The organism is Clostridium sp. AM58-1XD (assembly GCF_003464085.1).
Classification (GTDB): Bacteria; Bacillota; Clostridia; order Lachnospirales; family Lachnospiraceae; genus Lachnoclostridium_A.
This window is the reverse complement of sequence record NZ_QSDR01000002.1, coordinates 185,189-209,926: the sequence shown is the minus strand read 5'-3', so window position 1 is coordinate 209,926 and position 24,738 is coordinate 185,189. Positions and strand designations below refer to the sequence as shown.

Annotated in this window: 39 protein-coding genes and 1 pseudogene; 24 read left to right on the top strand and 16 right to left on the bottom strand. The window is 45.6% G+C overall.

The window, feature by feature from the left end:
• The 8 genes and pseudogenes from DXA13_RS01970 to DXA13_RS22275 form a co-directional block, all read right to left on the bottom strand.
• Positions 1-167, bottom strand: a pseudogene (locus tag DXA13_RS01970) (IS256 family transposase); the annotation flags it as partial.
• A gap of 376 nt (positions 168-543) precedes the next feature.
• Positions 544-975: a hypothetical protein gene (locus DXA13_RS01965; protein ID WP_118241534.1), complete on the bottom strand. Its 432-nt coding sequence runs from the start codon at positions 973-975 to the stop codon at positions 544-546.
• A 98-nt stretch (positions 976-1,073) separates the two neighbouring features.
• Positions 1,074-1,484, bottom strand: coding sequence for an MmcQ/YjbR family DNA-binding protein (locus tag DXA13_RS01960; protein ID WP_118241531.1), 411 nt, complete (start codon positions 1,482-1,484; stop codon positions 1,074-1,076).
• Between the two features lie 57 nt (positions 1,485-1,541).
• Positions 1,542-1,952: a hypothetical protein gene (locus DXA13_RS01955; protein ID WP_243008920.1), complete on the bottom strand. Its 411-nt coding sequence runs from the start codon at positions 1,950-1,952 to the stop codon at positions 1,542-1,544.
• Positions 1,939-2,331 (bottom strand): TIGR04076 family protein, encoded by a 393-nt coding sequence (locus DXA13_RS01950; RefSeq protein ID WP_118241529.1) that lies wholly within the window; start codon positions 2,329-2,331, stop codon positions 1,939-1,941. Before DXA13_RS01950 ends, DXA13_RS01955 begins: the two co-directional genes overlap by 14 nt.
• Positions 2,332-2,408: 77 nt before the next feature.
• Positions 2,409-2,900 carry an aminoglycoside adenylyltransferase gene (locus tag DXA13_RS01945; protein WP_118241528.1) on the bottom strand — a complete coding sequence of 164 codons (492 nt, stop codon included), beginning with the start codon at positions 2,898-2,900 and terminating at the stop codon, positions 2,409-2,411.
• A 465-nt stretch (positions 2,901-3,365) separates the two neighbouring features.
• Positions 3,366-3,527 carry a hypothetical protein gene (locus tag DXA13_RS20855; RefSeq protein ID WP_181995495.1) on the bottom strand — a complete coding sequence of 54 codons (162 nt, stop codon included), beginning with the start codon at positions 3,525-3,527 and terminating at the stop codon, positions 3,366-3,368.
• A gap of 6 nt (positions 3,528-3,533) precedes the next feature.
• Complete coding sequence (locus DXA13_RS22275; protein WP_278287014.1) at positions 3,534-3,662, bottom strand: hypothetical protein; 129 nt, start codon at positions 3,660-3,662, stop codon at positions 3,534-3,536.
• Between the two features lie 396 nt (positions 3,663-4,058).
• On the opposite strand from DXA13_RS22275, the gene DXA13_RS01940 reads away from it, so the two are divergent.
• The 4 genes from DXA13_RS01940 (at position 4,059) to DXA13_RS01930 (ending at position 5,805) form a co-directional block, all read left to right on the top strand.
• Positions 4,059-4,811 carry a hypothetical protein gene (locus DXA13_RS01940; RefSeq protein WP_118241527.1) on the top strand — a complete coding sequence of 251 codons (753 nt, stop codon included), beginning with the start codon at positions 4,059-4,061 and terminating at the stop codon, positions 4,809-4,811.
• Complete coding sequence (locus tag DXA13_RS20710; protein ID WP_147347981.1) at positions 4,808-4,990, top strand: hypothetical protein; 183 nt, start codon at positions 4,808-4,810, stop codon at positions 4,988-4,990. Before DXA13_RS01940 ends, DXA13_RS20710 begins: the two co-directional genes overlap by 4 nt.
• 136 nt (positions 4,991-5,126) lie before the next feature.
• Positions 5,127-5,405 carry a hypothetical protein gene (locus DXA13_RS01935; RefSeq protein WP_118241525.1) on the top strand — a complete coding sequence of 93 codons (279 nt, stop codon included), beginning with the start codon at positions 5,127-5,129 and terminating at the stop codon, positions 5,403-5,405.
• A 139-nt stretch (positions 5,406-5,544) separates the two neighbouring features.
• Positions 5,545-5,805, top strand: a complete 261-nt coding sequence (locus tag DXA13_RS01930) for a hypothetical protein (RefSeq protein WP_147347980.1) — start codon at positions 5,545-5,547, stop codon at positions 5,803-5,805.
• A gap of 92 nt (positions 5,806-5,897) precedes the next feature.
• Here DXA13_RS01930 and DXA13_RS01925 read toward each other — a convergent pair whose 3' ends face one another.
• Complete coding sequence (locus tag DXA13_RS01925) at positions 5,898-6,515, bottom strand: GNAT family N-acetyltransferase (RefSeq protein ID WP_118241521.1); 618 nt, start codon at positions 6,513-6,515, stop codon at positions 5,898-5,900.
• A gap of 68 nt (positions 6,516-6,583) precedes the next feature.
• The gene (locus tag DXA13_RS01920) at positions 6,584-6,790 is read right to left on the bottom strand and encodes a hypothetical protein (protein WP_118241519.1); all 207 of its coding nucleotides are present in this window, start codon (positions 6,788-6,790) and stop codon (positions 6,584-6,586) included.
• 169 nt (positions 6,791-6,959) lie between these two features.
• Between DXA13_RS01920 and DXA13_RS01915 the strand changes: the two genes are divergently transcribed.
• The 4 genes from DXA13_RS01915 (at position 6,960) to DXA13_RS01900 (ending at position 9,578) form a co-directional block, all read left to right on the top strand.
• On the top strand, positions 6,960-7,589 hold the full coding sequence (locus DXA13_RS01915; RefSeq protein WP_118241517.1) for a hypothetical protein: 630 nt from the start codon (positions 6,960-6,962) through the stop codon (positions 7,587-7,589).
• A 17-nt stretch (positions 7,590-7,606) separates the two neighbouring features.
• Positions 7,607-8,035, top strand: a complete 429-nt coding sequence (locus DXA13_RS01910) for a hypothetical protein (protein WP_118241514.1) — start codon at positions 7,607-7,609, stop codon at positions 8,033-8,035.
• A 35-nt stretch (positions 8,036-8,070) separates the two neighbouring features.
• The gene (locus DXA13_RS01905) at positions 8,071-8,580 is read left to right on the top strand and encodes a hypothetical protein (protein WP_147347979.1); all 510 of its coding nucleotides are present in this window, start codon (positions 8,071-8,073) and stop codon (positions 8,578-8,580) included.
• Positions 8,581-9,035: 455 nt separating this feature from the next.
• Positions 9,036-9,578, top strand: a complete 543-nt coding sequence (locus tag DXA13_RS01900; RefSeq protein WP_118241510.1) for a DUF1877 family protein — start codon at positions 9,036-9,038, stop codon at positions 9,576-9,578.
• Positions 9,579-9,653: 75 nt separating this feature from the next.
• Here DXA13_RS01900 and DXA13_RS01895 read toward each other — a convergent pair whose 3' ends face one another.
• The 3 genes from DXA13_RS01895 to DXA13_RS20850 are packed head-to-tail and all read right to left on the bottom strand — an operon-like array spanning position 9,654 to position 10,701.
• On the bottom strand, positions 9,654-10,034 hold the full coding sequence (locus tag DXA13_RS01895; protein WP_118241508.1) for a hypothetical protein: 381 nt from the start codon (positions 10,032-10,034) through the stop codon (positions 9,654-9,656).
• Entirely contained in the window at positions 10,031-10,453 is a 423-nt protein-coding gene (locus DXA13_RS01890; RefSeq protein WP_118241506.1) for a prepilin peptidase, read from the bottom strand. Before DXA13_RS01890 ends, DXA13_RS01895 begins: the two co-directional genes overlap by 4 nt.
• Positions 10,450-10,701 carry a hypothetical protein gene (locus tag DXA13_RS20850; RefSeq protein WP_118241504.1) on the bottom strand — a complete coding sequence of 84 codons (252 nt, stop codon included), beginning with the start codon at positions 10,699-10,701 and terminating at the stop codon, positions 10,450-10,452. The genes DXA13_RS01890 and DXA13_RS20850 overlap by 4 nt, the downstream gene beginning before the upstream one ends.
• 218 nt (positions 10,702-10,919) lie before the next feature.
• Here DXA13_RS20850 and DXA13_RS01880 point away from each other — a divergent pair, with 218 nt between their 5' ends.
• The 8 genes from DXA13_RS01880 to DXA13_RS01850 all read left to right on the top strand — a co-directional run bounded on the left by DXA13_RS01880 (position 10,920) and on the right by DXA13_RS01850 (position 16,186).
• Positions 10,920-11,279, top strand: a complete 360-nt coding sequence (locus tag DXA13_RS01880) for a PadR family transcriptional regulator (RefSeq protein WP_118241502.1) — start codon at positions 10,920-10,922, stop codon at positions 11,277-11,279.
• On the top strand, positions 11,248-12,276 hold the full coding sequence (locus DXA13_RS01875) for a hypothetical protein (RefSeq protein ID WP_181995494.1): 1,029 nt from the start codon (positions 11,248-11,250) through the stop codon (positions 12,274-12,276). The genes DXA13_RS01880 and DXA13_RS01875 overlap by 32 nt, the downstream gene beginning before the upstream one ends.
• An 18-nt stretch (positions 12,277-12,294) precedes the next feature.
• Positions 12,295-13,080 carry a nucleoside phosphorylase gene (locus DXA13_RS01870; RefSeq protein WP_118241498.1) on the top strand — a complete coding sequence of 262 codons (786 nt, stop codon included), beginning with the start codon at positions 12,295-12,297 and terminating at the stop codon, positions 13,078-13,080.
• Positions 13,073-13,270 (top strand): hypothetical protein, encoded by a 198-nt coding sequence (locus DXA13_RS22665; RefSeq protein ID WP_347559646.1) that lies wholly within the window; start codon positions 13,073-13,075, stop codon positions 13,268-13,270. The genes DXA13_RS01870 and DXA13_RS22665 overlap by 8 nt, the downstream gene beginning before the upstream one ends.
• Positions 13,192-13,677: an ECF transporter S component gene (locus DXA13_RS01865; protein ID WP_347559651.1), complete on the top strand. Its 486-nt coding sequence runs from the start codon at positions 13,192-13,194 to the stop codon at positions 13,675-13,677. Before DXA13_RS22665 ends, DXA13_RS01865 begins: the two co-directional genes overlap by 79 nt.
• Before the next feature lie 76 nt (positions 13,678-13,753).
• On the top strand, positions 13,754-14,530 hold the full coding sequence (locus DXA13_RS01860; protein WP_118241496.1) for an energy-coupling factor transporter transmembrane component T: 777 nt from the start codon (positions 13,754-13,756) through the stop codon (positions 14,528-14,530).
• Positions 14,518-15,366, top strand: coding sequence for an ABC transporter ATP-binding protein (locus DXA13_RS01855; RefSeq protein ID WP_118241494.1), 849 nt, complete (start codon positions 14,518-14,520; stop codon positions 15,364-15,366). The genes DXA13_RS01860 and DXA13_RS01855 overlap by 13 nt, the downstream gene beginning before the upstream one ends.
• The gene (locus DXA13_RS01850; RefSeq protein ID WP_118241492.1) at positions 15,359-16,186 is read left to right on the top strand and encodes an ATP-binding cassette domain-containing protein; all 828 of its coding nucleotides are present in this window, start codon (positions 15,359-15,361) and stop codon (positions 16,184-16,186) included. The genes DXA13_RS01855 and DXA13_RS01850 overlap by 8 nt, the downstream gene beginning before the upstream one ends.
• A 185-nt stretch (positions 16,187-16,371) precedes the next feature.
• Here DXA13_RS01850 and DXA13_RS01845 read toward each other — a convergent pair whose 3' ends face one another.
• Positions 16,372-17,118, bottom strand: coding sequence for a hypothetical protein (locus DXA13_RS01845; RefSeq protein WP_118241490.1), 747 nt, complete (start codon positions 17,116-17,118; stop codon positions 16,372-16,374).
• 45 nt (positions 17,119-17,163) lie between these two features.
• Positions 17,164-17,985 carry a MurR/RpiR family transcriptional regulator gene (locus DXA13_RS01840; protein ID WP_118241488.1) on the bottom strand — a complete coding sequence of 274 codons (822 nt, stop codon included), beginning with the start codon at positions 17,983-17,985 and terminating at the stop codon, positions 17,164-17,166.
• 263 nt (positions 17,986-18,248) lie between these two features.
• Here DXA13_RS01840 and DXA13_RS01835 point away from each other — a divergent pair, with 263 nt between their 5' ends.
• The 8 genes from DXA13_RS01835 to DXA13_RS01800 all read left to right on the top strand — a co-directional run bounded on the left by DXA13_RS01835 (position 18,249) and on the right by DXA13_RS01800 (position 23,964).
• A complete protein-coding gene (locus DXA13_RS01835) occupies positions 18,249-19,151 on the top strand; it encodes a class II fructose-bisphosphate aldolase (RefSeq protein ID WP_118241486.1) in 903 nt (300 codons plus the stop codon).
• 3 nt (positions 19,152-19,154) lie between these two features.
• On the top strand, positions 19,155-20,078 hold the full coding sequence (locus DXA13_RS01830) for a class II fructose-bisphosphate aldolase (RefSeq protein ID WP_118241484.1): 924 nt from the start codon (positions 19,155-19,157) through the stop codon (positions 20,076-20,078).
• A gap of 13 nt (positions 20,079-20,091) precedes the next feature.
• Positions 20,092-20,529 (top strand): hypothetical protein, encoded by a 438-nt coding sequence (locus DXA13_RS01825; protein WP_181995493.1) that lies wholly within the window; start codon positions 20,092-20,094, stop codon positions 20,527-20,529.
• Positions 20,526-21,170, top strand: a complete 645-nt coding sequence (gene hxlA / locus DXA13_RS01820) for a 3-hexulose-6-phosphate synthase (protein WP_118241480.1) — start codon at positions 20,526-20,528, stop codon at positions 21,168-21,170. The genes DXA13_RS01825 and hxlA overlap by 4 nt, the downstream gene beginning before the upstream one ends.
• Positions 21,171-21,232: 62 nt before the next feature.
• Positions 21,233-21,793 carry a 6-phospho-3-hexuloisomerase gene (gene hxlB, locus DXA13_RS01815; protein WP_118241478.1) on the top strand — a complete coding sequence of 187 codons (561 nt, stop codon included), beginning with the start codon at positions 21,233-21,235 and terminating at the stop codon, positions 21,791-21,793.
• Positions 21,794-21,818: 25 nt separating this feature from the next.
• The gene (locus tag DXA13_RS01810) at positions 21,819-22,310 is read left to right on the top strand and encodes a PTS sugar transporter subunit IIB (RefSeq protein ID WP_118241476.1); all 492 of its coding nucleotides are present in this window, start codon (positions 21,819-21,821) and stop codon (positions 22,308-22,310) included.
• A 12-nt stretch (positions 22,311-22,322) separates the two neighbouring features.
• Complete coding sequence (locus DXA13_RS01805) at positions 22,323-23,126, top strand: PTS sugar transporter subunit IIC (protein ID WP_118241474.1); 804 nt, start codon at positions 22,323-22,325, stop codon at positions 23,124-23,126.
• A 1-nt stretch (position 23,127) separates the two neighbouring features.
• Positions 23,128-23,964, top strand: coding sequence for a PTS system mannose/fructose/sorbose family transporter subunit IID (locus tag DXA13_RS01800; RefSeq protein WP_118241472.1), 837 nt, complete (start codon positions 23,128-23,130; stop codon positions 23,962-23,964).
• A gap of 182 nt (positions 23,965-24,146) precedes the next feature.
• Here the strand turns inward: DXA13_RS01800 and DXA13_RS01790 are convergent, their stop codons facing one another.
• Positions 24,147-24,710, bottom strand: a complete 564-nt coding sequence (locus tag DXA13_RS01790) for a MarR family transcriptional regulator (RefSeq protein WP_118241470.1) — start codon at positions 24,708-24,710, stop codon at positions 24,147-24,149.
• Positions 24,711-24,738: the final 28 nt, after the last annotated feature.

Below are 24,738 nucleotides of genomic sequence, written 5' to 3'. Positions count from 1 at the left end.
ATCTCTGCTTCCATCATTTCTTTGATTGTGCCGCCAAGCAGATCCTTGAGAGCATCCTGAATATCCTCTGCGGACTGGATGTCATACTCCTGAAGGAGCTGCTGGATAATGTTCCTTTTCCCATCTGTCATTTGTACTTTGTGTACGGGTTTCTTTTCTCTTGCCATAATAAAAGGCCTCCTATGATTTTTATTTTACCATAGAAGACCTTATAAAACCTTAGTTACAGAAAAACTTTCACATACTCCATTACGAATATGCTTATGATTGTACAGATAAAAGATTTTCTTTTCATCTTTCCCTCCTCAATGCCCAATTTGTCCTCGGGTAACTTCACAGTAAACAGAAAACTAAATAACTATCGCTATTTTTCTATTTTCCATACTTTTTACCTGCAGCAGGGCGGGGTATGAAGAAAAACAACAGGCTGCCCTCTGGATGGTTGGAGGGCAGCCTGTTGTTTTATTTCAGTTTCTTTTAGCAGGCGGTTTGATGCCTATGCATCCTGCCAATCAATGCTTATGGAATGTAAGGAATGACTTCTTAGTTCACAGGCTCGCCATCGACCATTCTGACAAAACCTTCATGCCATTTCAAAGCGCCTAATTTCCATCTGGTTACAGTCCATTCTGCCCGTTGGTATTTCTTCTTCATGACCGGAAGCTCTGCGTCTGCCTGTTCTTCTGTGAGGAAGCATGGGCTTTCGATGATGTCTATCTCATCTAGGTCTTCATTTGTATTCCATCCCTGTACCGTCCATAAGTAATCAGATATCCTACTGTTGAACTCGCTAATAACGTCTTTCTTCACAATACGGTATGTACAGGGAAAATCGCAGAAGCCTTTTATATATTTAAGATAATGCTGGGCAGTATCCTCAGCCTGTTGTTCGGTTTCAAACAGGCCAATGTAAAAATCCTCTGAATAATTACCATAAGATAATTCAGGGTCAGTCAAGACCAATAGGTATAACATAAGCGCTCCTTTAAAAAGATGAGTTCTGTTTACATGCTGTTCAAGGCTCAGATAAAACTGAAAATTGTCATTTGTATCTAATATCGGAGAAGCGGTTTTTACTTTTCCGGTATTCCTTGTTGCGCCTTTTTACTTAACGACGAACGTACCAATTTATAGGAAGCATACACAATATCTGTAACTACATCTTGCGGCACGTCACCATCAAGATATACTGTGCTCCAATGTATCTTATTCATATAGTAGCCTGGCACGATATCCTCATACTTGCTACGCAGCATATCACTGAAGGCAGGTTCCAGTTTCAAGGTAATAATAGGACGTCTGTTTCTGTCGTCAATGCCGATGTAGGCGTACATCTTGCTACACAGCAGATACTTGTACGCTTGCCATGCAGGCTGAAATTCTTTTTCTGTAGAAGGCTGCTTTTGTAAGTATTCATCCAGCCATTGGTAAGTTTTCATGATTTTCTCAGGCCACGGTGTTACATTGCTTAATGTCTCTGCCATAATAGTTTCCCTTTCCTTAGTTGTCATAATTCCGGCTGGAACTTATAAGATACGGTATTATATATCTGAAAATTCACTGATGATATGTATTACACCAATGATATGCTCATTAAATTCATCCAGTTTTTCGGCTGGGACCCATAACTCCTTATGGTGCGGGCCCCCGACCTGATGGACTTCAAACTGTCCGCAATATTGGTCGTCTACCTCAAACTTTGTGACATAACCTCTGTGGTCCTCATTATATTTTACATTCCAGCTGGAAGCAATCTCCGTTGCGTACTGTTCGTTCAGGACTGGATAAAAAATAGGCTGTTCCGCTAATCTCGGTGGAATCTGCGATAATTGCTTTTCTTTATCAGCTCCAATTCTTTTGAGCCAACAGGTCTGTATAAAATCATTTTTCCTCCTAATGGTCTGTGTTCCGGTTGCATAAACTGAAAGTCCCAGATTTTTATTCGTAGTCAATTCGCTCAATTTTGAAAATTACAGGCCTTGTTCCGTCCGAGCAGCAGGTAATCATGGTGTTTTCTTCTCTCATCCAACCTTTCATGATAGAGCCGCCTTGAAGTCCGGTATAAATATAACGTGAAATAGCGTCCCATGCTTCGGAACAAAATGGCATTTTAGGTCCGCCTGCAACTGTATCTGCATTACCACTGGTCTTAATTAACGTATTCAAACCCATATGCCAGAAATCATCTCTTTCATCATCACGATAAAATACAAATTCATCTCCGACATTATAGCAAGGACAGATACCCGAATTGGGGTCATGGCAATATTGTTGTTGCAATTCAGTATAAAGTTTTTTATCAATGACAGTTATTTTAACTTTATGTTTCATATTGTTTTTACCTCCATCAATTCCGATTTGTCGCTTCGTTCAGCTCCCCTACAAACTGAAATTTGCAATACTACAAATTATTCTGATACATTTTCAAGGATTAAAATATCGTGCTTATCCTTATCTCTTAAATCATAACCTGAATGAAAGATTTTTTGCCCCTTTACAGATATACATGGAATAGTCTTTCCTTCAAAAACAGCGTTACCAAAAAGGTCTTTTTCAAACTCATACCAACCGCCCTCTAAATTCGCTTGTTTCGCAGTTCCGTCCTTATTCAAGACAAATGGGTGTATATCTAAATAACCGTGTTTTTCGCTATATAACTCTATTCTTACAGGTTTCCAATCAGTATCTACTTCATATCCAAACTCAAAAAGCAGATTTAACAATTTCTCTGTATGTTTAGAATCAAAATTTACATCAATATCCCGATGAACTCTTGTTTGTTTTCCTGCCAATATATCAACGCCCCAACCACCGTCAATCCAATAAGTAATTCCTGCATTTTCCAATAGGTCTATGACAGTCATCAAATCTTCTTTTGTTGTCGCTTCTTTTCTAGCCATACAAGTTCTCCTCTATAAATTCTAAGTTAATCTTCAATTTTCATAATAATATCGTAAGCAGTAGAACATGCCTTTTTTGATAATTTAGTTTCATCAACTAGAAATTCTATTGCCTCATCTCTATTATCGAAATGTATCTCTTACTTCTTTAATTTTTTCAATAATAGCTTGGACTTCATTATTCATGATTTTACCTCCATTTCAACTTCCGATTTGTACTGGTATACTTCCAACACGAAATATAATTTGTTTTGAATAACCAAAACCAATTCCTATATTAACCCCATTTTACCATATTACTGGAATCTCGTCCATGTTGCCTTTCGCGTTTTTATCTGCCGCAGGATAGGGGCCGTGTCAGTGGGAAAAGGGTGATGAAGAAAAAAGCACAGGCTGCCTTCTTAAAGATAGGAGAGCAGCCTGTTGTTTTATTTCTGGGCACTATTGGCGATGTAGCTGTAGGAATCATCCTGATTGCCCATGGCCTTTGATGGATTCCTTGATTGCTTCTGAATCCGCCTGCCATTCCGGATCGAATTTATCGTTCAGGTAATCCGCCACACGTTCAATAGGGGAGAGCTGGGCTTCGATTTTATCAAAGTAGCTGTCCATAAGCATGTTGCCCACGGAGTCTCAGTCACCCTCGCAGATGGCGTCCACCAGGTCCATCAGGTGTTCCGCCTGGTAGGTCATGCAGGAGATGGCCGCGTCCTGGATGTCACTGAAGGCATCGGACAGGCGCTCAATCACATTGGCATCCACTTCCTTGTCCTCGTCCCTTGCCTCATCCTCAATCTCCTTGACCTTATCGGCAAAAGCAGAGTAGAAGTCCTGCTCCGGGATTTCCCCCGCATACTTATCTAAGAAATCCTCCTTCAGGGAAAAAGGAGATGATGGGCGCGGACTTGGCAGGGTATCTGCTGAATGAGGGCCTTTTAAAGAACGACATGGACATTGAGAAATTATTGTCCCTCAGTTCCTTGTAGGAGGAAGCGGAAAAGGAGCTGAGGATGCTCCTGCCGGAAGCCCCGGAGCGGATTACGCTTGGGGACATCCAAGAAGCCTACGACATGTGTTTTGCGTCAAGGGCGGAACGGAAGAGAGGCCTTGCGGAGGCAGAGGCGGCCGTGAAATACGCCGGGAACATACCTACGTTCTGTGGCTGAAATCAACAAGGAGCAGCAGGAGATCGCACAGCAGATTGGCAAGCTGTCGGCTGAATCCGCTTCCTATACAAAGCTGAAGGCGTCTTATGACAAGCATACAAAGACAATGGAGACGCTTGAGCAGGCACTTGAAGCGTATAAGACCGTTAAGGCGCCGCCCAAAGCAGGGCAGGAGGCTATCAGGAAGGAAATCAAGGACAAGAGGGATGTGCTCCGTGAAGTGGAATCAAGCATCGGGATTGCAGAGAAGGACATTACTTTCATGAGGAGGGTTCTGGATGCCTTGGCGAAACCCGTATGCCCCATCAGCAGCAAGCTGGTGTGCTCCACGGACAAGACCGGCATCCGGTCAGAACTGGAGGCTGGTGTCAAGGAAAAACAGAAGATTGTTTCCCAGAGACAGATGAAGAAGGGAGCCCTTGATAAGGAAGTGGATGACCTCGAAAGGAAGAGGGAAGCCATTGCGAAGCAGGAAAAGGATTATCAGGCAAAGCTGCTCTACCTGGAGCAGCTGTCCCCAAAGGGCGGCGTGCGCCAGAAGGTCCTGGAATACCATATCCGGCCGCTGCAGGATTACTGCAACGGGAAGATGGGGGATCTACTCCCTGGGTATGACATGGTGACGGATACCAGCGACGGGTTCCAGGTGTTGTTCGCGGATAAGTCCGGGGGCGGGATGATAAGCTACAAGTCCCTCAGCAAAGGGGAACAGCTCCGCTCAGCCTATGTGCTGATGAGCATGTGAGCATGTTCAATGCCCTGAACCAGTTCCGTATCCTCATGCTGGATAACCTGGATGGCCTGGACGATGAATCCTGCCAGCTGCTGTTCGGGCTCATACAGAAGGACCTGGACGATTACGACCATGTGTTCCTGGCCAGCGCCAATGAGAGCCTTGAAAGGGCCGCAATGGCACGGCTGTGAGCGGGGAAGTACAAATCATAAGCTTCTGATTTTCGTGGAAGCCCTGGCGTGAGCCAGGGCTTTTCCTGTTTGCGGATAGGATTCTGACATACTGTTACAGTGCAATACCTCACTCAAATATAAGGAGGACCCTATCATGATGAATAATCAGGATGTTATCGTAGTAAAAGAGACTGAAGAGAAGACCATCAATACAATGAAGCTCATCGGCAGCGTGGTCCATAAATTCCGTCCCAAGAACGATGTAATTTCCCTTACGGTGGCTGCCGGCCGGAGCGGGACGGAGCTGGTGGATTATCCCAATGTCGTATTTTATGGTGAAGTGGCGGATGCTATTGAGAAGGCTATCAATGTTACTCAAGGGAATTATCGGTATGTATCGAAGGTATGGTCCAGACCACACGTAGGACTGTAAATGGCCAGGTACAGTATTACCAGAACATCGTTGGCCATGAGCTGCGCAAGCACCCACGAACCTGGAACGCCTTACTGGGATCAAGAATATCGGGACCCGTAAGCTGGAAAGCTGTAATGAGGTGTGTATCCTTGGGAAAGTGGTCAACATATACAGAATCCCTTCCAGGAACCAGTCCCCGATTGGGACCATCCTGACACTTAAGACGGTGGACAATGGTAAGGCGAATTTCCCGAAGGTGACCTGCTTTGGCGTTATCGGCGAACGGGCGGCGCAGCTTGCCCCGGATGAATACGTGTGTATCGTGGCCTCGGTCCAGACCAAACGCAAGGATGGGCCCAATGGGAAGACGCTGCGTTATGAGACGCTGATCGGCTCTGAAATCGGCAGGATTGGATAAAGTAAAAGAGCTTTGGGGGCAGGGTTCCTCCAAGGCTCTTTTATTGTTTCCGGTATTTTAACTCCTTAGATAAATTGGAATTTATTCACTTATTACTTTCCGGCAATTTTCTTTGTATAAAGCAGACAGGTTAAAGGAACTTGCTTTTTATCCAAATCAAGCACAACTTGTCGTTCCTCTGACTGTTCAAAGCCTCTATGCTCATAGAATTGATAAGTACAAGCATTATCTGTATATAGATAAACAAGCTTCTCTTTTTCATCTTCTTCAAATGCAGACAACAATGCTGTTCCAACACCTTTAACTTTGCAGTCGGGGTCGGCAGCAAGAAAAATAATTTCTCCATCTGGATTATTCTTTTGGCAGAAGGAATTATACATATCATGATTTGCTTCGTCATATTCGCCAACGCCTTTTCCTGCGATGAGATGTTGAAGCCAATCGAATATCTTCACATAAACCGCTTTTGATAAGCTGTGATAGCATTTCGGTTCGTTCTTCATTTCAGCCATCAAAACACCCACAAAAATATCATCAACATAAGCACCATAAACTTTTGTTGCACGATTCAATTCCATATACCAAAAATATTTTGCGTACAAAGCCAAAACTGCTTTGCTATCCATATACCAATCTAAATGCATTCCTTGAATTGCAAATTTTTGTGCCTTTTTATAATCATTTTTACGAATTCCTTTTATTTCAATCAAACAGCTTCACCTCACAAATTTTAATTTACAAGACTAAGATTGGCCTGGTACTTCGGCAAGAGCGAAAATCATGCAAACCATTCTATTTCAAAATCATCATTTATAATTTGCTGTAATATTCCAGCTTCTGTTGTGTCCCAATAAAGTAATTGTTCTTTATCATGAAATATTATGAGATAAAATCCACCAGTATCGTCTGAATCTCCACAAATTTCAACCTCCCAATTTCTATATTGGTGAGGAAGTTTCACTTTACCACTTTTTTCTATATGCAAGCCAACACTCCTCTGTATCTTCCGATTGTTTATACGGCACGATCAGCTTATAAAAGTATAGCATGTACATCTGGATTCCACAACGGTTTTTCCGCCCACCTTCCAGTTGCCGCACAAACCCGCCATATGATATAATTTATCCTATAAAAGAACGGAAGGGGGCAGCGGTATGCCGGCGTATTTCAATCTATCGGTCCAGTTCAGAAGGGATGAGCTTTATCCCACATTTGTGAAGGATTTCTATACCATGCTTGATGAAGCGGGAATGAAATTCCTATTCGGCTATTGGGGATTTGAGAAAGATTCACTGGAAGAAACCATCGAATGGAACCAACGGAAGCTGGAAGAGGATTTTAACCTCGGATTCACAGAGCACCATTCACATGATTATAAGCAGGCGGTGTATCAATTCGGCAGCTATTCAGAGGTGAGGGGATTCTGGATGAACGATTATCCGGAGGACGGGGAGTTTACCCATGAAATCATCATACCGGAATCAGATGTCCTGGCGAAAGGATATCCGGTCAGTTTTAAGGAAGAAAGAATTGAGGAACTTCTAGGATTCTCCAAAAGGATATGGCAATTCCCGCCTGTCAGGGCTATACAGACGGGCCTGGAAATTGAGGATGACTCAGCCGGCCTTGTGGAACTGGCACAGGGAGGATTCCCGAACGCCTGGCCTTTTGCCATCGTGGAGGAGCTTGGGGCGCACTATGAGGATTCCATATATGATATCCAGCCCATAACCGAGGGGAAGAAGGGGCTCCTATTTCGGCGTACAGGAGCTGACAATGGATAGAAAATGAGGAGGATATTATGATATCAGCTTTTTGGGAAATGTTCAAGCCGCTTTACGCAGTGGATACATTGGAGGGATATACGGAGGATGATAAAAACTGGGCCCTTTGCACGCCCACAACCAGCGAGTTTTTGTCTGCCACGCTGGCTTATGAGGGTGTCTTTACCTTTGAATATAATCCGGAAGAATTCTACTGGCTGACAGAGGAGGAGCTGGGGCTGATTCAGTCTAAGCTCACGAAGCTTCCTTTTGAAATGACAAACTGGCTTTGCGGCATGCGTATTACTCTCTATAGCAATGAGCCGGACAATATGGTGGCCGTTATGGACTGTGGAGATCGGGAACTGCATGGGGATAGGGAACTGCAGATGCTTTATGGGGCGGCAAGTGAAGCCTCATATGCAAGCCTGATGTCCGTCCTGGAAGGCGTTGGGGAAGCGATATAATTTAATCAATGTGGATTGTGAAAGGGGATGAGGCCATGATGGATTTGGTATTCGGCGAATTAACCAAAGATGGTGATGATTACTACAGTGTGTGGCGAGGGAAGAAAGCTCTTGATTTTGGTGGAACCTTATACGCCATAGACTTGGAGATAGAGCCAGACAACGGGGAAGGCGGGATTACAGAAAAGCAGCGTGAGGCATTTCAATATTTTATAGAAAAATGGTCGGAGCTGCAATCGAAACTGATTGAATCGCTGATTGTTTACTACAATGAGGAAGAACGCTTTGCCTGGGGGCCTGATGACGAGAAGGAGCTCGCAGAATGGTGGCCGGAAATTGAAACGAAAGAGGCACTCCTGCAGGCAGTCACGTTAGAGACCATTGTCGTCCCTGGGGATTCTGTAATGGATAGGGATAAAGGACGGTATATCTATTTGCTTTTTTCGAGGACATGGGGCGGTGAAGACTATGATGATAACGGAATTGGCGTTGGCTTTCTGAATGAGGAGATTGAGCGAATCGGCTATAAAGATATCGCATATTGATATATGGGAAAAGAACAACTGGATTGGAGAAATGATTTTTTAAAAAAGGAATTGCTTAAAAATGCGATTTTAATATTGAAAATATCTGCAACCTTGCACAATTCGATATAGAAGTATCCCAAAAGATATTAACCATTCTGCTGGAATGGGCTTGCTATAGCCAGAATGAAGCCAGTATAAAGTTAGGACGAAATAAAATAGCTGAAATTCCAAAAGATTGGTTAAGCGGTCATCTGCTGAACATAGTTAAATGTAGTTTTGATTATTCGGCTGATTGGAATTATCGAAGACTCTTAGAGCTAGTGGTTGAGTTGCTTCCGGATAACAAGGCAGAGTTCATAGCAATAAATTGGGGAACAGCTAATGTGGATTTAAAGGAAGTGATAGATGATTTCATGTGATTGGTAACTTTCAGTTTTTCAAATAGAAGTAGATAATCTAAGGAGGATAATTTTATGGGTTGTTTGGCTGTTTTATTTGCTTTAAATGAACAAGAGGTGGATAAATTAAAAGCGGTAAAAAGGCAAGAACGTTCTGACTATCTCCATGAAGAAATTGAAGAAACATTTTTTGAAGAGTATCCGGAATATACTTGTGAATTAGATAAGTCTTGGGATGCTATGCATCGAATGTTGACAGACGGAAATCTTAACTTTGAAAATAAGTACCCGCCTTTATGTAATGTGATTTTTGGCGGTGAATTTCTTTATGGACTTGTACGCAAATCCTCTGGCAAAGTTACCTGCCCAAGGGCAGAAGATGACGAATATATAATTTTGAAAACACCAGAAGAGGTAAAAGAAATAGCTAAAGTACTTCCGTACAGAACGAAGGAAGAATGCCGCAAATGTTATTATATGATTGATAAAGAAGACTATGGTTTACAGACAGATGAAGAAGATTTTGAATATACGTGGACATATCTTCAAGATAGTTTGGATTTTTGGAAAAAGGCAGCAGAAGAAAATAGATATGTACTTTTTACTGTTGATAGATAAGATTTAATTTGTCTGGTGATAAATATATTGAGTAAAAGGCCCTGGAATACATGCTCCAGAGCCTTTCACTTTATATTAAGGATAGGTGTTGACCGCCTTTTTGTTATAGACGCTGATGGTCAGCTGGTTTCCTTCGTGTTTCAGCACCTTGTACAGGGTGCTCTTGCGGTCCTTCCACTCATAGTTTGTGAGCTGTAGCCGTTCGTCCTGTAGCTCTGCCTCAATGATTTTCTCATGGAGGGGCGCCAAGGCCTTGAGGAAATCGTCAATGCTCAGGCGGTTGTTGCAGCCGCGCTCTCCCTCGGAGCGGTTCTCCCTGTGGTACTTTGGGCAGGCATAGAAAAGGGAGGACGGCCCCTCTTGAAGGACCATATTGACCGGTTCATCATGTGTGTTGCCGCAGACCAGGGTGATGTCATCCCAGCTGCCTGTAATCATCTGTGGGTTCTGTTTCATAGTATTTCTCCTAAAATCAAATAGAATAAGGTCCCAGCCAGGAGGAACGGTGCGAGGGGGCAGGATTCCCGTTTTCTGATCATGAGGCAGTAAACCAGGAGTAGCAGGCAGGATATCAGTATGATGGCCAGCCCGGCCCTGGCGCCGAGGTATACGCCCATTGAGAATGCAAGGATACAGTCCCCGCCACCACCTTCAAAGAAGAGGGCATTGACGAGGAATATGGCCGCCAGCAAGAGGCCTGAGAGGACCGACATGGCCACATGCTGCCAGCCCAGGCCGCACCGGAGCTGAAGGTTGAGCGCCGCTATGCAGGAGCCAACACACACCCAGAAGGGGATTATCCGTTTCCAAATGTTTGTCACGGAAGAAAACAGGAGGAGAAAGAATACATTGCCATATGTATAGAAGTCGCTCATACTGTGACCTCCTGGACCAGCCTGTTTGCGCACAGGAGTGGGGTTCCTGGGGCATTGACCGGGTCATATAGGGACCCCCATATGCCGGTGCAGTCCTGCATGCATCCGCTGCAGTCGGTAGCAGAGAGCGGCGGCTTATATAGGGAATCATCCAGATGGGATTCATAAGGGTATGGGGAATGGACCGTGATATCACCTGCTTTCTTTACATCCAGCATGTCAGAACATCCCAGATATTCCGGACCCATCTGGTTACCCGCTTCTCAACATAAGGCGTCTGTGGTAAAATGGACTTAAAGCGGTGGTGTATATTCACTGGATATAATCCAGTAGAGTAAAGCATACCGAAATAGTAAAACTATACAAAAATAATACAACATAATATGTAAAAATATACAGTATTATACAATACGTATTGACAATACTGTGTGACACATTATATAATGTGAGAAATGGTGGTGACATGATGGATAAGAGAGATGAGATTGTATCAAATCTGACATTGGAGCTTCGGCGCGGGACATTGATCCTTAGTGTTTTGAGTCAGCTTTCTATACCGCAGTATGGGTATTCACTGATACAGTGTTTGAATGAAAATGGCGTTCAGATCGATATCGGCACGATTTACCCGCTGCTTCGCAGGCTGGAAAAGCAGGGATTGCTGGAAAGCGTATGGGAAGTAGGAGAGGGCAGGCCACGCAGATACTACAAGCTCAGTGAAGGTGGGAAGGAAGTATATGACATTCTGTGTGAAGAGTGGTTTAGGATGTCAAAAGGTGTAGAGCGGTTGATAAATGGGGGTGAGAATCAGAATGGAGCTGATTGAGCGGTACATATATGCGGTATCCCGACGCCTGCCGGTGTCACAGCGCGCGGACATCGAGCAGGAACTGCGGACTTTAATAGAAGATATGATACAGGAGCGCTGTCATGGTGAAATCAGCCAGGAGCAGATTATGGAGCTATTGAAAGAACTGGGTGATCCGGTTTACCTGGCCGGCCAGTATCGGGAAGAACAAAAATATCTAATCGGACCCCAGATATATGATACCTATGTATTGGCGCTGCGTATCTTTCTGGCAGCCTCTGTATTCGGAATCAGTTTGATAGAGACAGTCGCATATCTTCTCCATCCAGGCGCTCCCCTGGAGGAGATATTACTCCAATTCGCGGCATTGCTTCTGCGGGCTGTATGCCTGAGTTTCTTGCTGGTTACGCTGGTGTTTGCCCTTATGGAAGGCTATCATTACAGGAGAGAACGCAAGGCTGCATGGGATCCGGCGGCATTGCCGAAGATTCCAAAACGAAACCAGACGATATCAGTTTCCAGAGTGATATGCTCGGTGGCTGTCAGTATTGCTATCATCAGCGTGATTGTATTGGGAAATTCCACCATACAGATATCAGAGGTAATCTGGATAACAAATCCAATTTCCATTCCGATCTTTTCGCCAAAAGGAATGGAGACGGTCGCGCCGGTCATTGTGTCGCTGCTTTTTGTTGGAATCATAAGAGAACTGGTAAAGTTGGCAGTGGGATGTTGGACAATAAAATTGTCAATTTTCAATGTTTTAGTCAACAGTGTCTCTGTGATTTGCTATATGTTCTTTTTAACGAAACCGGATGTGTTCAATCAGTCTCTGGTTGGAGGGCTGGCTTTGTATGTATTGGCTCCAGCAGGGATAACAGGAGAGATACAGGCTTGCGAGACGTCTGTCAACGTGCTTGTGTATCTGACCGTGGTCGCGTTGATTGCGGAATCTGCCATTTCTCTATACCATGGGATCAGATATCAGTTTGAAAACAGACAAGGCAACGGCTAGGCAACGGAGGTGTGAATTATGGGAGGAGTGGAGAAACAGCCGCATATTTTAATTTCTACAGAAGATGCAGCGGAATATGCGGTCATACCTGGGGATCCAAAGCGTGTTGAAAGAATTGCTGAATATCTGGAGAATGTACGGGAACTTGCCTTTAACCGGGAATACTATTCGATACGCGGGCAATATAAAGGCGTTCCTGTTATCGCGTTGTCCACAGGGATCGGTGGGCCGTCTGCAGCTATTGCAATCGAGGAGATGAAAGCGATAGGGGTTCGGACGATTCTGCGGATCGGCAGCTGTGGAGCGCTTCAAAGTAATATGATGACTGGAGATCTGATAATCAGCACCGGATCGGTGAGAGACGACGGTACTACCTCCACATATGTGGACATAGGATTTCCGGCCGTACCGGACCTGGAGATAACGGGCATCATTCAGCAGGTATGCAGAAAAAGAGGATTTCGATACCATAGCGGAATTACACGCAGCCATGACAGCTATTATGCCGATACGGCGAAGGAACGGACCGACTACTGGCACAGCAGGGGAATCCTGGGAGAGGATTTGGAGACGGCGGCGCTGTTCGTTGTGGCAGGCCTTAGGGGGCTCAGGGCGGCATCAATCCTGAATATTGTAGTGGAATGGGAAGGAGACGTAAAAGAAGGGATTCATGATTATGTAAATGATGCCAGACTGGCGGCCATGGGGGAAGAAAATGAAATTCTGGCGGCGTTGGAAACAATTGCCGAATTGGAAGCGAGAAAGGGATATAGAGATAAGAGAAGGAGGATACGAAATGGGTAATAAAAAGGGTATGTGGTCTTTGAATTTCAGCACGGCATCATTAGTATTGATACCGGCGGCAGTGGGCATTAACTATATTGGTAAATTCTTTGCTGAAGCGCTGAGCTTCCGCTGTTCCTGGACAATATCGGAACCATTATCGCTGGCGCTCTTTGCGGGCCGGTCATCGGCGGAATCTGCGGAGCTCTGAAAAATATTATATACGGTCTGACAGCCAGCCCTGTTTCCCTGGTCTATGCTCTGACCGGCCTGGGCATTGGCCTGACAGCTGGAATTACCGCTTATAAGGGACTGTTTAAAAGCTATAAGGGAGCGCTGATTACAGGGCTGCTGATCGGTTTGGTAGCGGTTGTCATTTCTACCCCTCTCAATGTTGTTTTCTGGAGCGGGCAGACGGGCAATGTCTGGGGAGACGCCGTTTTTACATATCTGATGGCAAACGATGTACCTATTATAATAGCTTCCATGGTGGATGAGGCGGTGGTGGATATACCGGATAAGATTTTAGTTTCGGTTCTTTCATTTGCCATATACAAAAATCTTCCTAAACGGCTTACCAGTCTTTATACGATGAAAGATGAGACGGAGAGTTTTTAACAACCGGACAGATTTCCGGATAATCAGGCGGGCTGCTCCGTAAGAGACTGCCTGTAGCTGCAAGGAGGAATGTGAGATGAAGATGGCGAGTTTATACGTTGATAAGGAATCGGCGCTTCACCGGACGCATCCGATCAATAAGCTTTATTATATAATGGCGGCTGTGCTCGTCCCGTTATTTATATCAAATCTGTATGCGACGATGGGCGTTATATTGATTAATCTGATCCTACTGTGTAAGGGAAGAGTTTTTCGGCGCATGCTGCCGCTTATCAGCGTCAGCATGATACTGATGGCGTCTATTCTGCTGGTTCAGGGATTATTTAACCCGTCCAATGAGACTGTTTTATTTACAATTATGGGAGTCCATTATTATCTGGAGGGATTTCTCCACGCGCTTTCAATCTGCCTGAACCTGATAAATATTATCTGTGCGTTTTCCATCCTTGTACTGACAACCAGGCCGTCTGATCTGGTAGAATCCCTTGTAAAGAAGGGGATGAGTCCTAAAATCGGCTATGTGTTCAGTTCGGTTTTGCAGATTATTCCTGAAATGATTACATCTACAGGAACGATTACGGATGCGCAGCGGTCCCGGGGACTTGAGATGGAGGGAAATCTGATAACCAGATTGAAAGCGTTTATTCCGTTGATCGGGCCAGTGGTCATGAATTCCCTGCTTCAGACCAAGGAACGGGCGGTTGCCCTTGAAGTCAGAGGATTTAATTCCAGGACGCCAAAGACGTTTATCAATGAAACAGAGGATGGAAGTTATGACAGGCTTATCAGAAGCTGCTGTTGCATTCTGGTAATTGCTGCGCTGGCATGGAGGATTTTCTTATGGTTAAGATAAGCGTAGAACATCTGAAGTACATGTATCCGATGACGGAGAACCTGGTACTAGACGACATATCGTTTCAGGTAGAAGCCGGTGAGATTATAGGGATCGTGGGCACGAACGGAGCTGGAAAATCTACGCTCTGTCAGGCGCTTGTAGGTCTGGTTCCTAATTTTTATAAAGGAAGATACGGCGGCCGTGTTTTGATCGATGGTATAGAAGCCGCAAAGGCTGAGTCCGGCGAGCTGGTGTCTAAAATCGGTATTGTATTCCAAAATCCTTTTACTCAGATCACAGGATCGAAACTGACTGTGTTTGAAGAGATCGCATTTGGACCGGAGAACATCGGCCTTCCCCGTAAGGAGATTCTTGAAAGGGTGGAGCACGCGATGGAGCTGCTTGATATAGCGGACTATCGGAAGAGAAATCCCTTTCAGCTCTCGGGAGGGCAGATGCAGAGAATGGCAATAGCCAGCATCATTGCCATGCGTCCGGAGATTATCGTTTTTGACGAACCTACTTCCCAGCTGGATCCACAGGGATCGGAAGAAGTATTCCGGGCGATTCAGACCCTTAGCGAAGAGGGAATGACGATACTGGTTGTTGAGCACAAGATTGAAAAGCTGGCAAGATACTGCGATAAAATTCTTTTGATGCATAAAGGATGTATGGTTGATTTTGATGTTCCGGAAAAGGTATTTTCGAACGGGAAACTAGAGAGCTATCAGATGGATTATCCGGTATTTACCAAGATATGCAGGGAGCTTTGTCTGAAAAAAACAGACGGGCTGTATCCGGTCACATTGGAGGATACCTGCCGGCTGGTTAGGGGGCGGAAGGAATATGAATAGAATTACAGTCCGTGATTTGAGCTTTTCTTATACCAAGGATATCCCGATTCTAAAAAAACTCAATCTGGAAATCGACGATCGAAAAACTGCGATTGTGGGACAGAACGGAGCGGGGAAGACCACCTTTGTGAAATTGCTGAAGGGCCTTCTCAAACCCGTGAGCGGGAAGATTCTGATAAATGGTACGGATGTCTCCAGTGTTACTGTGGCAGAGCTGTCGAAACAGGTAGGGATGGTGTTCCAGAACCCTGACGACCAGATATTTAAGAATAAAATTATAGACGAAGTGATGTTCGGTCCCATCAATATTTTCAAAGATAAAGAAAAAGCCAGGGAAAACGCCGTAAAGGCATTGGAAATTGTGGGAATGGTAGATAAGCTGGAGGAAAGCCCTTATGATCTTGGTCTGTCGGAACGTAAACTGATATCCATTGCATCCGTATTGGCTATGGAAAATGAAATTATTATTCTGGATGAGCCTACAATCGCTCAGGACAGCTGGGGAAAACGCCGCATAGGAGAGATTATCAACCGTTTGCGGGACCAGGGAAAGCTGGTAATCACGATTATACACGATATGGATTTTGTGGCTGATTATTTTGAGCGGGTAATTGTTCTGCGCCACGGTGAGGTTTATCTTGACGGCACGGCACAGGAGGTATTTGCTCAGAGTGAAAAAATAAGGGAGGCCTATCTGGAACTGCCTCATGTGGCTCAGTTAAGCACCATGGAGAACGATGAGGTGCGTATAACGATACGGGATTATGTGGAGGCGAAGAGAGGGAAAAACGAGAAAAATGGACCTGTAAAGGCGTTGTAAAAGTCAAATTAGCTGTGTCACTGATATCAGATTCCGTTCCGGGCGGCAGTCAGGCCGCCGAATCCGTTATCAGTGGCACAGTTTTTTTGTTCCATAGGCAAATTAACAGCCCTTTACGGCTGCTGTCTAACCGGCAGTCGGCATATCTAAAATAATATGAGTGATGTATCCGTCCTTTACCAGGGCTACGATGCTGATACAGCTTGACGTGCCGATTCCATATTCCAGCATCTCTCCTTCCGGGACGGCGCCGACATACACAAACGAGGAATCGAAGTTTCTGTGTAGAAGGGACTGTCGGCATTCTTGAGGAAACTGCTCTGGAAAGCAATGGAATTCATACCGTCAAACATCTCCTCTTTTTGGAACGGCTTAAATGAAAGGGGGAGCTGACGGACATCCGATTCTGCCATGCCTGTTTTTAATCCGCAGTTTAAACCGAACTCGTCCTTTTCCAATATCAAAGAAACGACAGATGATCCGGAAGAGTGGGTTACGTATACAACTCCGTTATCCTTCCAGTAGATAAAATATCCGTTGCTGTATTCGCCCCCGTCGGCCCGCTTCGTCGATTCTTTCTTCTCCAGCTTTGCACCATCTGCCTGTATCGCTTCAATATCGGCCTGCATAAACGGAACGTTACTCAGGGCAGGTATACCCGGAACGAGGATATCGTAAATGTGTAATGTTTTTGACAGCTCTTCGTCCGGCAGCGCTTCCGTGTCCAGCGCTTTTGCGTCCTGCGCTTCTGCAGAGGCGCCTGAGGAAGGCAAAGACTCTGCAGAAGCGAAAGGGGATGCGGACTCGTCGGATGAAGATTCAGTCTGTTTTTCGGATGCATTTGGTGCGATTCTGTTATGGGAACGACAGCCTGTTAAAACGAATGCAGCTATGATTAATGATAAAATAATATATGAGCGGTTTCTTTTCATATCCTCATCCTCTTTTATCAGCCCGTCATTTGGCGGGCTGATCTGTTATTTTGGCTTTGCGATTTCCTGATACTGGGTGACTGCGTGCTTGAATTTGGAAAAATCTTTTTTGTACAGATTTAAAATTAAAACGTCGATGAGATAAAGATGGGCGCTTAATTCCGTATAGGATAAGAAACGCGTCTTGGCCGGAGAGTACATGGTTTTCAGCCATATATCCAGATAGGATTGAAGAGGATTCCTGGCCATGTTGGTGATGCCGAGGGTACGGATTCCGGCTTCTCTGGCGGCTTTTGCCACACTTACGGTCGCCTGCGTCTCGCCGGATTTGGAGAATACGATGAGAAGGCTGTCTTTGGGGCAGGAATTGAAACGTGCTGTCAGGGCAAATGGATTTTCCTCAAAAATACTCATTATGCCAAGCTCCGCCAGGGTCCAGTTCATGTGGACGGCCATGGCGCTGGTAGCCAGATAGCCGAAGCAGAAGACCATCGATGCATTATAAATGGCATCCACAGCCTGATCGATCAATGCCGGAGGATTGGTGTCATAAGTGACGTCGATCAGGGTGGAAAAATGATTTTTGATTTTTTCATCGGTTGCCGCCGTTGAATCCTTCAGCTGTATTTCCTGAATATCGTTTTTCTCGCCGGAGCGTGAGAGGTCCAAAATCATATTTTTAAAACTTTTATAACCCATTTTCTGGGAAAAACGGATGGCAGTAGACTGGCTGATGCCTAAAAGCGCCGCCAGTTCCTGGGAAGTCATATCGAAGGTCTCGTCTTTGTTGGCGAGAATATAGTCGGCAATCTTTGTTTCCGAATAGGTCAAGGTTGGGTAAAGAGATTTTAATTTAGCAAAAAACATAGTTTCCCCCGTAAAAAGTATTTTGAATGATAATAATAAAATATCATATCTGGATGATTTTTACAATGATATCAAAAGAATAAATATTCAAAAACAAAAAGATAAAATATGAATAAAATGATTTACAACAGGAAAACAATGTGCTATATTAATAATAAGTCAATAAAATATATAAAAATCATGACTAAAATGACTAAAAGTTCTGAAACAGTTTGGAATCTGCAGAGCTGACGGGTTATGATTGAAGCGAAAGGAGTTAGAGAATGAGCATTGTGACTTCAAAGGAAATTTACAAGCGGTGCCTGAACGAACACTGGGCTGTGGGAGGATTTATCGGTTATGACATGGAGATTATGCAGGCTGCGGCGGAAGCGGCTATTGCGGAGAAAGCTCCGATCATGATTCAGGCATCATGCAGGGTAATCGATTATGCGGGGGTGGAATTTCTTCACCGCATGGCGGAAGCCGTTATGGAAAAGCACGGAGTTGATCTGATTCTTCACCTGGATCACGGAGACACCGTGGAGCGATGCAAGCAGTGCATCGACAATGGATTTACATCGGTGATGCTGGACTGTATTAATGATTCGTTTGAGGAAAATGTGGAGAAAACGAAAGAGGTGACTGAATATGCCCATGCGAGAGGAGCTGTAGTCGAAGGGGAGGTCTGTCATCCTGTAGACAGTCCCAGACTGTATGAGACCGATGTGGAAGAAGCCGTCAGATATGTAGAACAGACAGGCTGTGATTCCCTGTCCATATGCTGCGGTAATGCACACGATATGGACCCGGATTATCCCAAGACTCTGGACGTGGACAAAATACGGAGGATTCATGAAGCTCTCCCGGATGTGCCGCTTGTCCTTCATGCCACCTCCATCTTTCCGGAAGAGTTTGTGGAAAGGGCTAACAAATACGGCGCGTGTATGAAACAGCCAAAAAATTTCGGTGTAGAAGAACTGCAGAGCAGCTTTCCCTATGGCGTTTGTAAAATCAATTCCGCCCTGGATGTTAAAATCCTCTATACGACTGCAATCAGGGAATATATGATAAGAAATCCTAAAAATATGGACCCGAGAAAATATCTGAGCTACGCGAAAAATGAAATTATTACATATATCAGCTATAAACACAGGGAAATCTTTAAGGACAGCGGAAGGATATAAAAAATGGCAGTTGTAAACAGCAAAAACTTCTATCGAAACGCATTTACGAAGCCTTACGCGATTGGAGGCTTTCAGGCCTATAATATGGAAATGATCCAAGGAATTGTGGAAGCGGCCGCAGCAAAGCGTTCCCCGGTGCTTGTTCAGTCTTCCTGCAGAGGCGTGCGGTATGCGGGAGCAGAAACCATTTTTCATATTACCAGGCTGGCCGCTGAAAAATACAGGATTCCCGTCGTTCTCCATCTGGATCATGGGGACAGTACAACGCTTTGCAGGGAGGCTGTCGACGCCGGATTTACATCGGTGATGCTGGACTGCACCGATGAACCGACGGAACTTGCAATAGAGAAAACTAGGGATGCAGCTGCTTACGCCCATGAGAAAGGGGCTTCTGTCGAGGGAGAAATTGCAGTGAGAGGAGAATGGGAGGAGATATGGATGACTGCCGTGCCGGATGCAGTCCGGTTTGTAAAGGAGACACGGTGTGACAGTTTATCCATATGCGTGGGCAACAGCCATGCGCTTTACGGAAGAGGATTCCCAGATGATAAAAAGCCCTGTTTAAATCTGAAACTACTCAGACAGATTCATGAAGCCCTGCCGGATATGCCTCTCGTTCTTCATTCTATTTCCACAGGAACAGATGAACTGGACAGAAGGATGGAAGCGGCAGGGGGAAAAATAACACGCTGCGGTGTTTTTACGGTAAATGAGCTGAAAGAAGCGATGAAGCTGGGAGTCGTGAAATGTAATGTAGGCATCAATAAGATCGCAACGACCGTCGGAATCCGGGAATATCTGAGGGACAACCCCTATGACATCGATCCGAGAGCCATATACGGAGCCGGAAAACAGGTGATGGTGCAGGCGATTAAAGATCATATGGAACACGTTTTTTTCAGCGCTGGACAGCTGGATGAGAGATAAGGAGGAAAGGAACATGGTACATGCAGTCGTTGTAACCCATGGGAGGTTTGGAGAGGAGCTGATCAGATCGGCAGAGATGATCGCCGGTGAGATAACAGGGGTGGACAGCGTACCGCTTCTGCAGGAAGATAATCCGGCTGGATTTGAAGCAAAGGTCCGCAGGGTGCTTGGGCAGGACGAAAAAGAACTGCTGTTTCTGGCTGATATTTACGGGGGAACCCCTTATAATACGGCAGCTTCTCTCCTGAAGAGCTATGATGCCTGGATTGTGACAGGAATCAATTTGGGGATGATCTTAGAGCTGGCGACTACATTGGGAGATGTGGAGACGGCAGAGGAGATGGCGGTGAACCTGATGGAGACGAGTACGTCTACATGCAGGATGATAAGCAGAGCGTCTATGACATCCGCATCACAAGAGGATGAGGTCGGGGAGGAAGAGGATTTATGATGAAACTTCAGATCACACTGGATATTTTGGATTTAGAGGAAGCCCTGGCGTATCTGGATCAGATCGCACCGTATGCTGATATCGTGGAGGTAGGAACGCCTCTCAGCCTGATGTATGGAATGAAAGCGGTGCAGAAGGTAAAGGAGAGGCATCCGGAGCTGCTTGTGCTGGATGATATCAAGCTGTGCGATGGGGGAAGGCGTTCCTCCCGGGCCTGCCTGAGCGGTGGAGCGGATATGATTACCATTCTGGGTATCAGCGACAGCGCAACGATCAGGGCGGGAATTGAAGAGGCGGAAAAACTGGGGAAACAGGCCGTGGTGGATATGATCCACGCAGAGAATCTGACAGAAAAAATCAGACAGGCGGACGAGCTGGGCGCTCACGTCATCGGCGTCCATGTGGGGGTAGACAGCCAGGCCCACGGGGAAAGCCCCCTGGAAGCACTGAAAACAGCCAGGGAAACGGTACGGCATGCAAAGATTTCCGTGGCAGGAGGATTGAAGAATGATGAATTTATGGATCAGATTCTCCTGTATAAACCGGATATTCTGGTAGTAGGAAACGGAATCAGAATGGCGGAAAATCCGGTAGAGGCGGCCAAAGGGATCAGAGAGAGGATGAGCGCCGTACAGCAATAGGCTGTGCAGAGAAATCTCAGGCATGGAAAATGTAACGATTGAAAAGGAGGTGGAGAGAGGAGATGGACGGAAAGATATACAGGCAGCAGATGATCGACGAACTGTCCAGAACGCTTCACGGGATGGATAACCGCCAGGTGGATCAGGCGGTGGAGCAGATTATGAAGGCAAAACGTCTGTTTTTTGCAGGAGCAGGCCGGGCGGGACTTATGATGAAAGGCTTCGCCATGAGGCTTATGCATATGGGATATGAATGCCATGTAGCCGGAGACGCAACGACGCCGAGTATCCAGAAGGGAGATCTGCTGATTGTAGCTTCAGGAAAGGCGGAGACCATGACCAGCAGCTACTTTGTGGACGTTGCCAAAGAGGTGGGGGCCAGTACGCTGGTGATCACTGCCAATCCCCAGGGCACCGTGGCGAGAAAGGCTGATCAGATCCTGACGCTGACGGCGCCTCAGTTCCGGGGAGATCCTGACCCGGAGCGGTGCTCCGTACAGCCTATGGGAAACCGTTTTGAACAAAGTACTCTGCTCGTATCGGACTATATTGTGAAATTGATTAAGGAAAAGATGAATCTGGATATTCAGGTAATGTACGGAAACCATTCAACGCTGGAATAGCAGAAATTATATAAGGGGGTTACTTATGATTATTCATTACAGAGTCGATGAACGTGTCATTCACGGACAGACTACAACAAAGCTGACAAAGGAAACAACGATCCACGGAATTATTGTAGTAGATGACAAAATTGCTGCAGATCCTTTTATGAAACAGCTTTATAAAACCACACTGCCGGAATCGATAAAGGTATATTGCTTCGACACGGAAAAGGCGCTGAAAAAGCTGCCGGAGGCTGACGCATCCCAGAAAAATTATCTGGTGATTTTCAAATATCCCACGACGGTGGCAGCGCTTATTGAACGGGGATACCGCCTGTCGTCTCAGCTGAATATCGGCCCTCAGAGCGTGAGGGAGGGATCTGCTTACATAATGCCCATGATCGGCCTCCTGCCGGAAGAGATTCAGGCTCTGGATATCATTGAACAGGCGGGAACAAAAATAATATTAAATCCTCAATTTATGACACCGAATTATACATGGAAGGAAGCCAGAACAAAAGCAAATCTGAAATAAGGGGGAAATCATATGTTTATATTACAATGTGCGCTGGTAGGAATTCTCTATTATATCAGCAATGTGTATTCGTCATTCGGCGGTTTTATTGTCAGCAAATATATGCTTCAGAGGCCGTTGGTAGGAGGTCTGCTGTGCGGGCTGATTTTCGGAGATATTCGGACGGGACTGGAGATCGGGGTGGCTCTGCAGCTGGCCTTTATGGGAGTCTTTGCGGTGGGAGGTGCCATTGCAATGGATGTGGGAACGATTGCATATCCGGCAGCTGCCGTTGCGATAATCAATCGAATGGACGCAGGAGCAGCTATCGCGATGGCGGGTACACTATCCGTGCTGGCATCCTATGTTTTCCAGCTGGTAAGAGGTGTGAATGTGTATTTCTGCAACCAGATGAAGCATGGAATCGAAGAGGTGAATTATAAAAAGATATTCTTTAACTTTGTGGCCGGGCCTCAGATTTTTCTGTTTCTTATAGAATTCATTTTAGGATTTGTGTTTGTGTATTACGGTGCAGGCGCGATCGACAGCCTGATGGCGATCATTCCTGAGAAGCTTTTGTATGCACTGAGCCAGTTTGCCAGCGTTCTCCCGGCAGTAGGCATGGCCATGCTGCTGAAATATAATATTACTAATAAATGGCAGTTCGCATTTTTTGTTTTCGGTTTTATGCTGTTTTCCGTTATGGGCCTCAGCTTTATTGCGGTAACGATTTTTGCAGTCGTAATCGCATATATGTATTTCCGCACAGGAAACGCGGCCCAGCCTGCGGCAGCGGTTGTTTCCGGCTATGACGATGATGACGAGGAGGTGCTGTAACATGGAAGAAAACGTTAAGATCATATCAAGTGAACCATTGACTCAAAAGGAACTGAAAGGCCTGTTCTGGCGGTATAATTTATTTTACTCTTTTTGTATTAACTTTGAAAACTGGCACGGCTGCGGTTATGCATATGATATGATTCCGCTTTTGAAAAAGTATTACAATAAAGAAGGTCAGAAGCGTGGCATGCAGCGCCATATGGACTTCCACAACAACGAGCACACGACGGCGAATATCGTTTGGGGCGTTATGGTAGGCATGGAAGAGCAGAAGGCTCTTGGATATCACGTGGAAGAGGATATGATCCGCACCACAAAATCGGCTCTGATGGGGCCTGTTGCCGGAATCGGCGACAGCCTGGTTCAGGCGACGATCCTTCCGCTGCTGCTCTCCATTGCAATTTCTCTGACGGGAGAAAGCTATTCTCCATTGGGAACCATTTTTTATCTGATCGCCTCCGGACTCATTTTATTCAGTTATGGTTACTTCCTCTTTAAACAGGGATACAGATTCGGAAGAAACGCGGTTACCATGCTGGCAGGCGGAAATCTAAAGAAGATACAGGAAGCTGTTCAGCTGTTTGGCGTTATCGTCATCGGAGCGCTGTCCGCCAACTACGTAAAATTTAAGACAGCTCTGGCCTTTACGGCGGCAAAAGGAGCGGACCCTACGAAAATACAGGATATTCTGGACGGTATCTTTCCAAATATGCTGAGTCTGTTCCTGGTACTGTTCAGCTATTACCTGGTCAGCAAAAAGAAAATGTCCATGGTAAAGCTGATTCTGATCCTGGGAGCAGCCACAATCCTGTTCGCCCTGGCCGGCGTGATGTAATTCACAAGGATGAGGAAACGCAAAAACCAGAATCAGACGGAATGTGATCCTGATTTCCTAAGCGCCTCAAAGCTTTCTGGGCTGACCGCATGCTCCAGCCTTCCAGCGTCGGCGTGTGCCTGTGAAGGTGACACGCCGGCAGCGATGAGCTGCTGTAAGCCTCCTGAAGAAATTGGTGTCAGTTAAAAACGAAAAAACTTATCGTGGGAACGTGGGCTGCCTGTCTCGGGACCGTTGAACATGCCGCCGAAACCCGAGGTGCGGTCGGGAAAGCTGCGGGCTCTGTGCCTTGGATACTCAGCAGTACCGCCCGATTCGTTCATCAGCTCTTCAATAATGCGGTTCAGATAATCCTTAAGCTGCACCTGTTCTTCTTCGGTCAGGCAGTTAAATATTTCTGTGGACAGTGGCTGTTCGTTCTCAAAGTCATTGGCGTCCTGCCCTTTGTCCGTCAGGTGTACGATTGTGACACGTTTGTCATCGGGGGAAGGAGTGCGCGTGATATACCCTTTTTTTTCAAGCTTTGACAGGAGTTCCCCAATAGACTGAGGCCGCATCCCCAAAATCTCCGACAAATCTTTTTGCGCAATTTCCGGTTTCATTTTTAACAGCTTGAGGACGCGTCCCTGCCCGCTGTAGGGAAATCCCATAGGACTGTGATTTCTCATGTGGTGATGAAAATAACGGCTTAACAGCCACTGGATACGCATAAATTGTTCCATTAATTCCTGGTCAAATTTAATCATATTTTTTTCTCCTTTAAGAATTCATTTA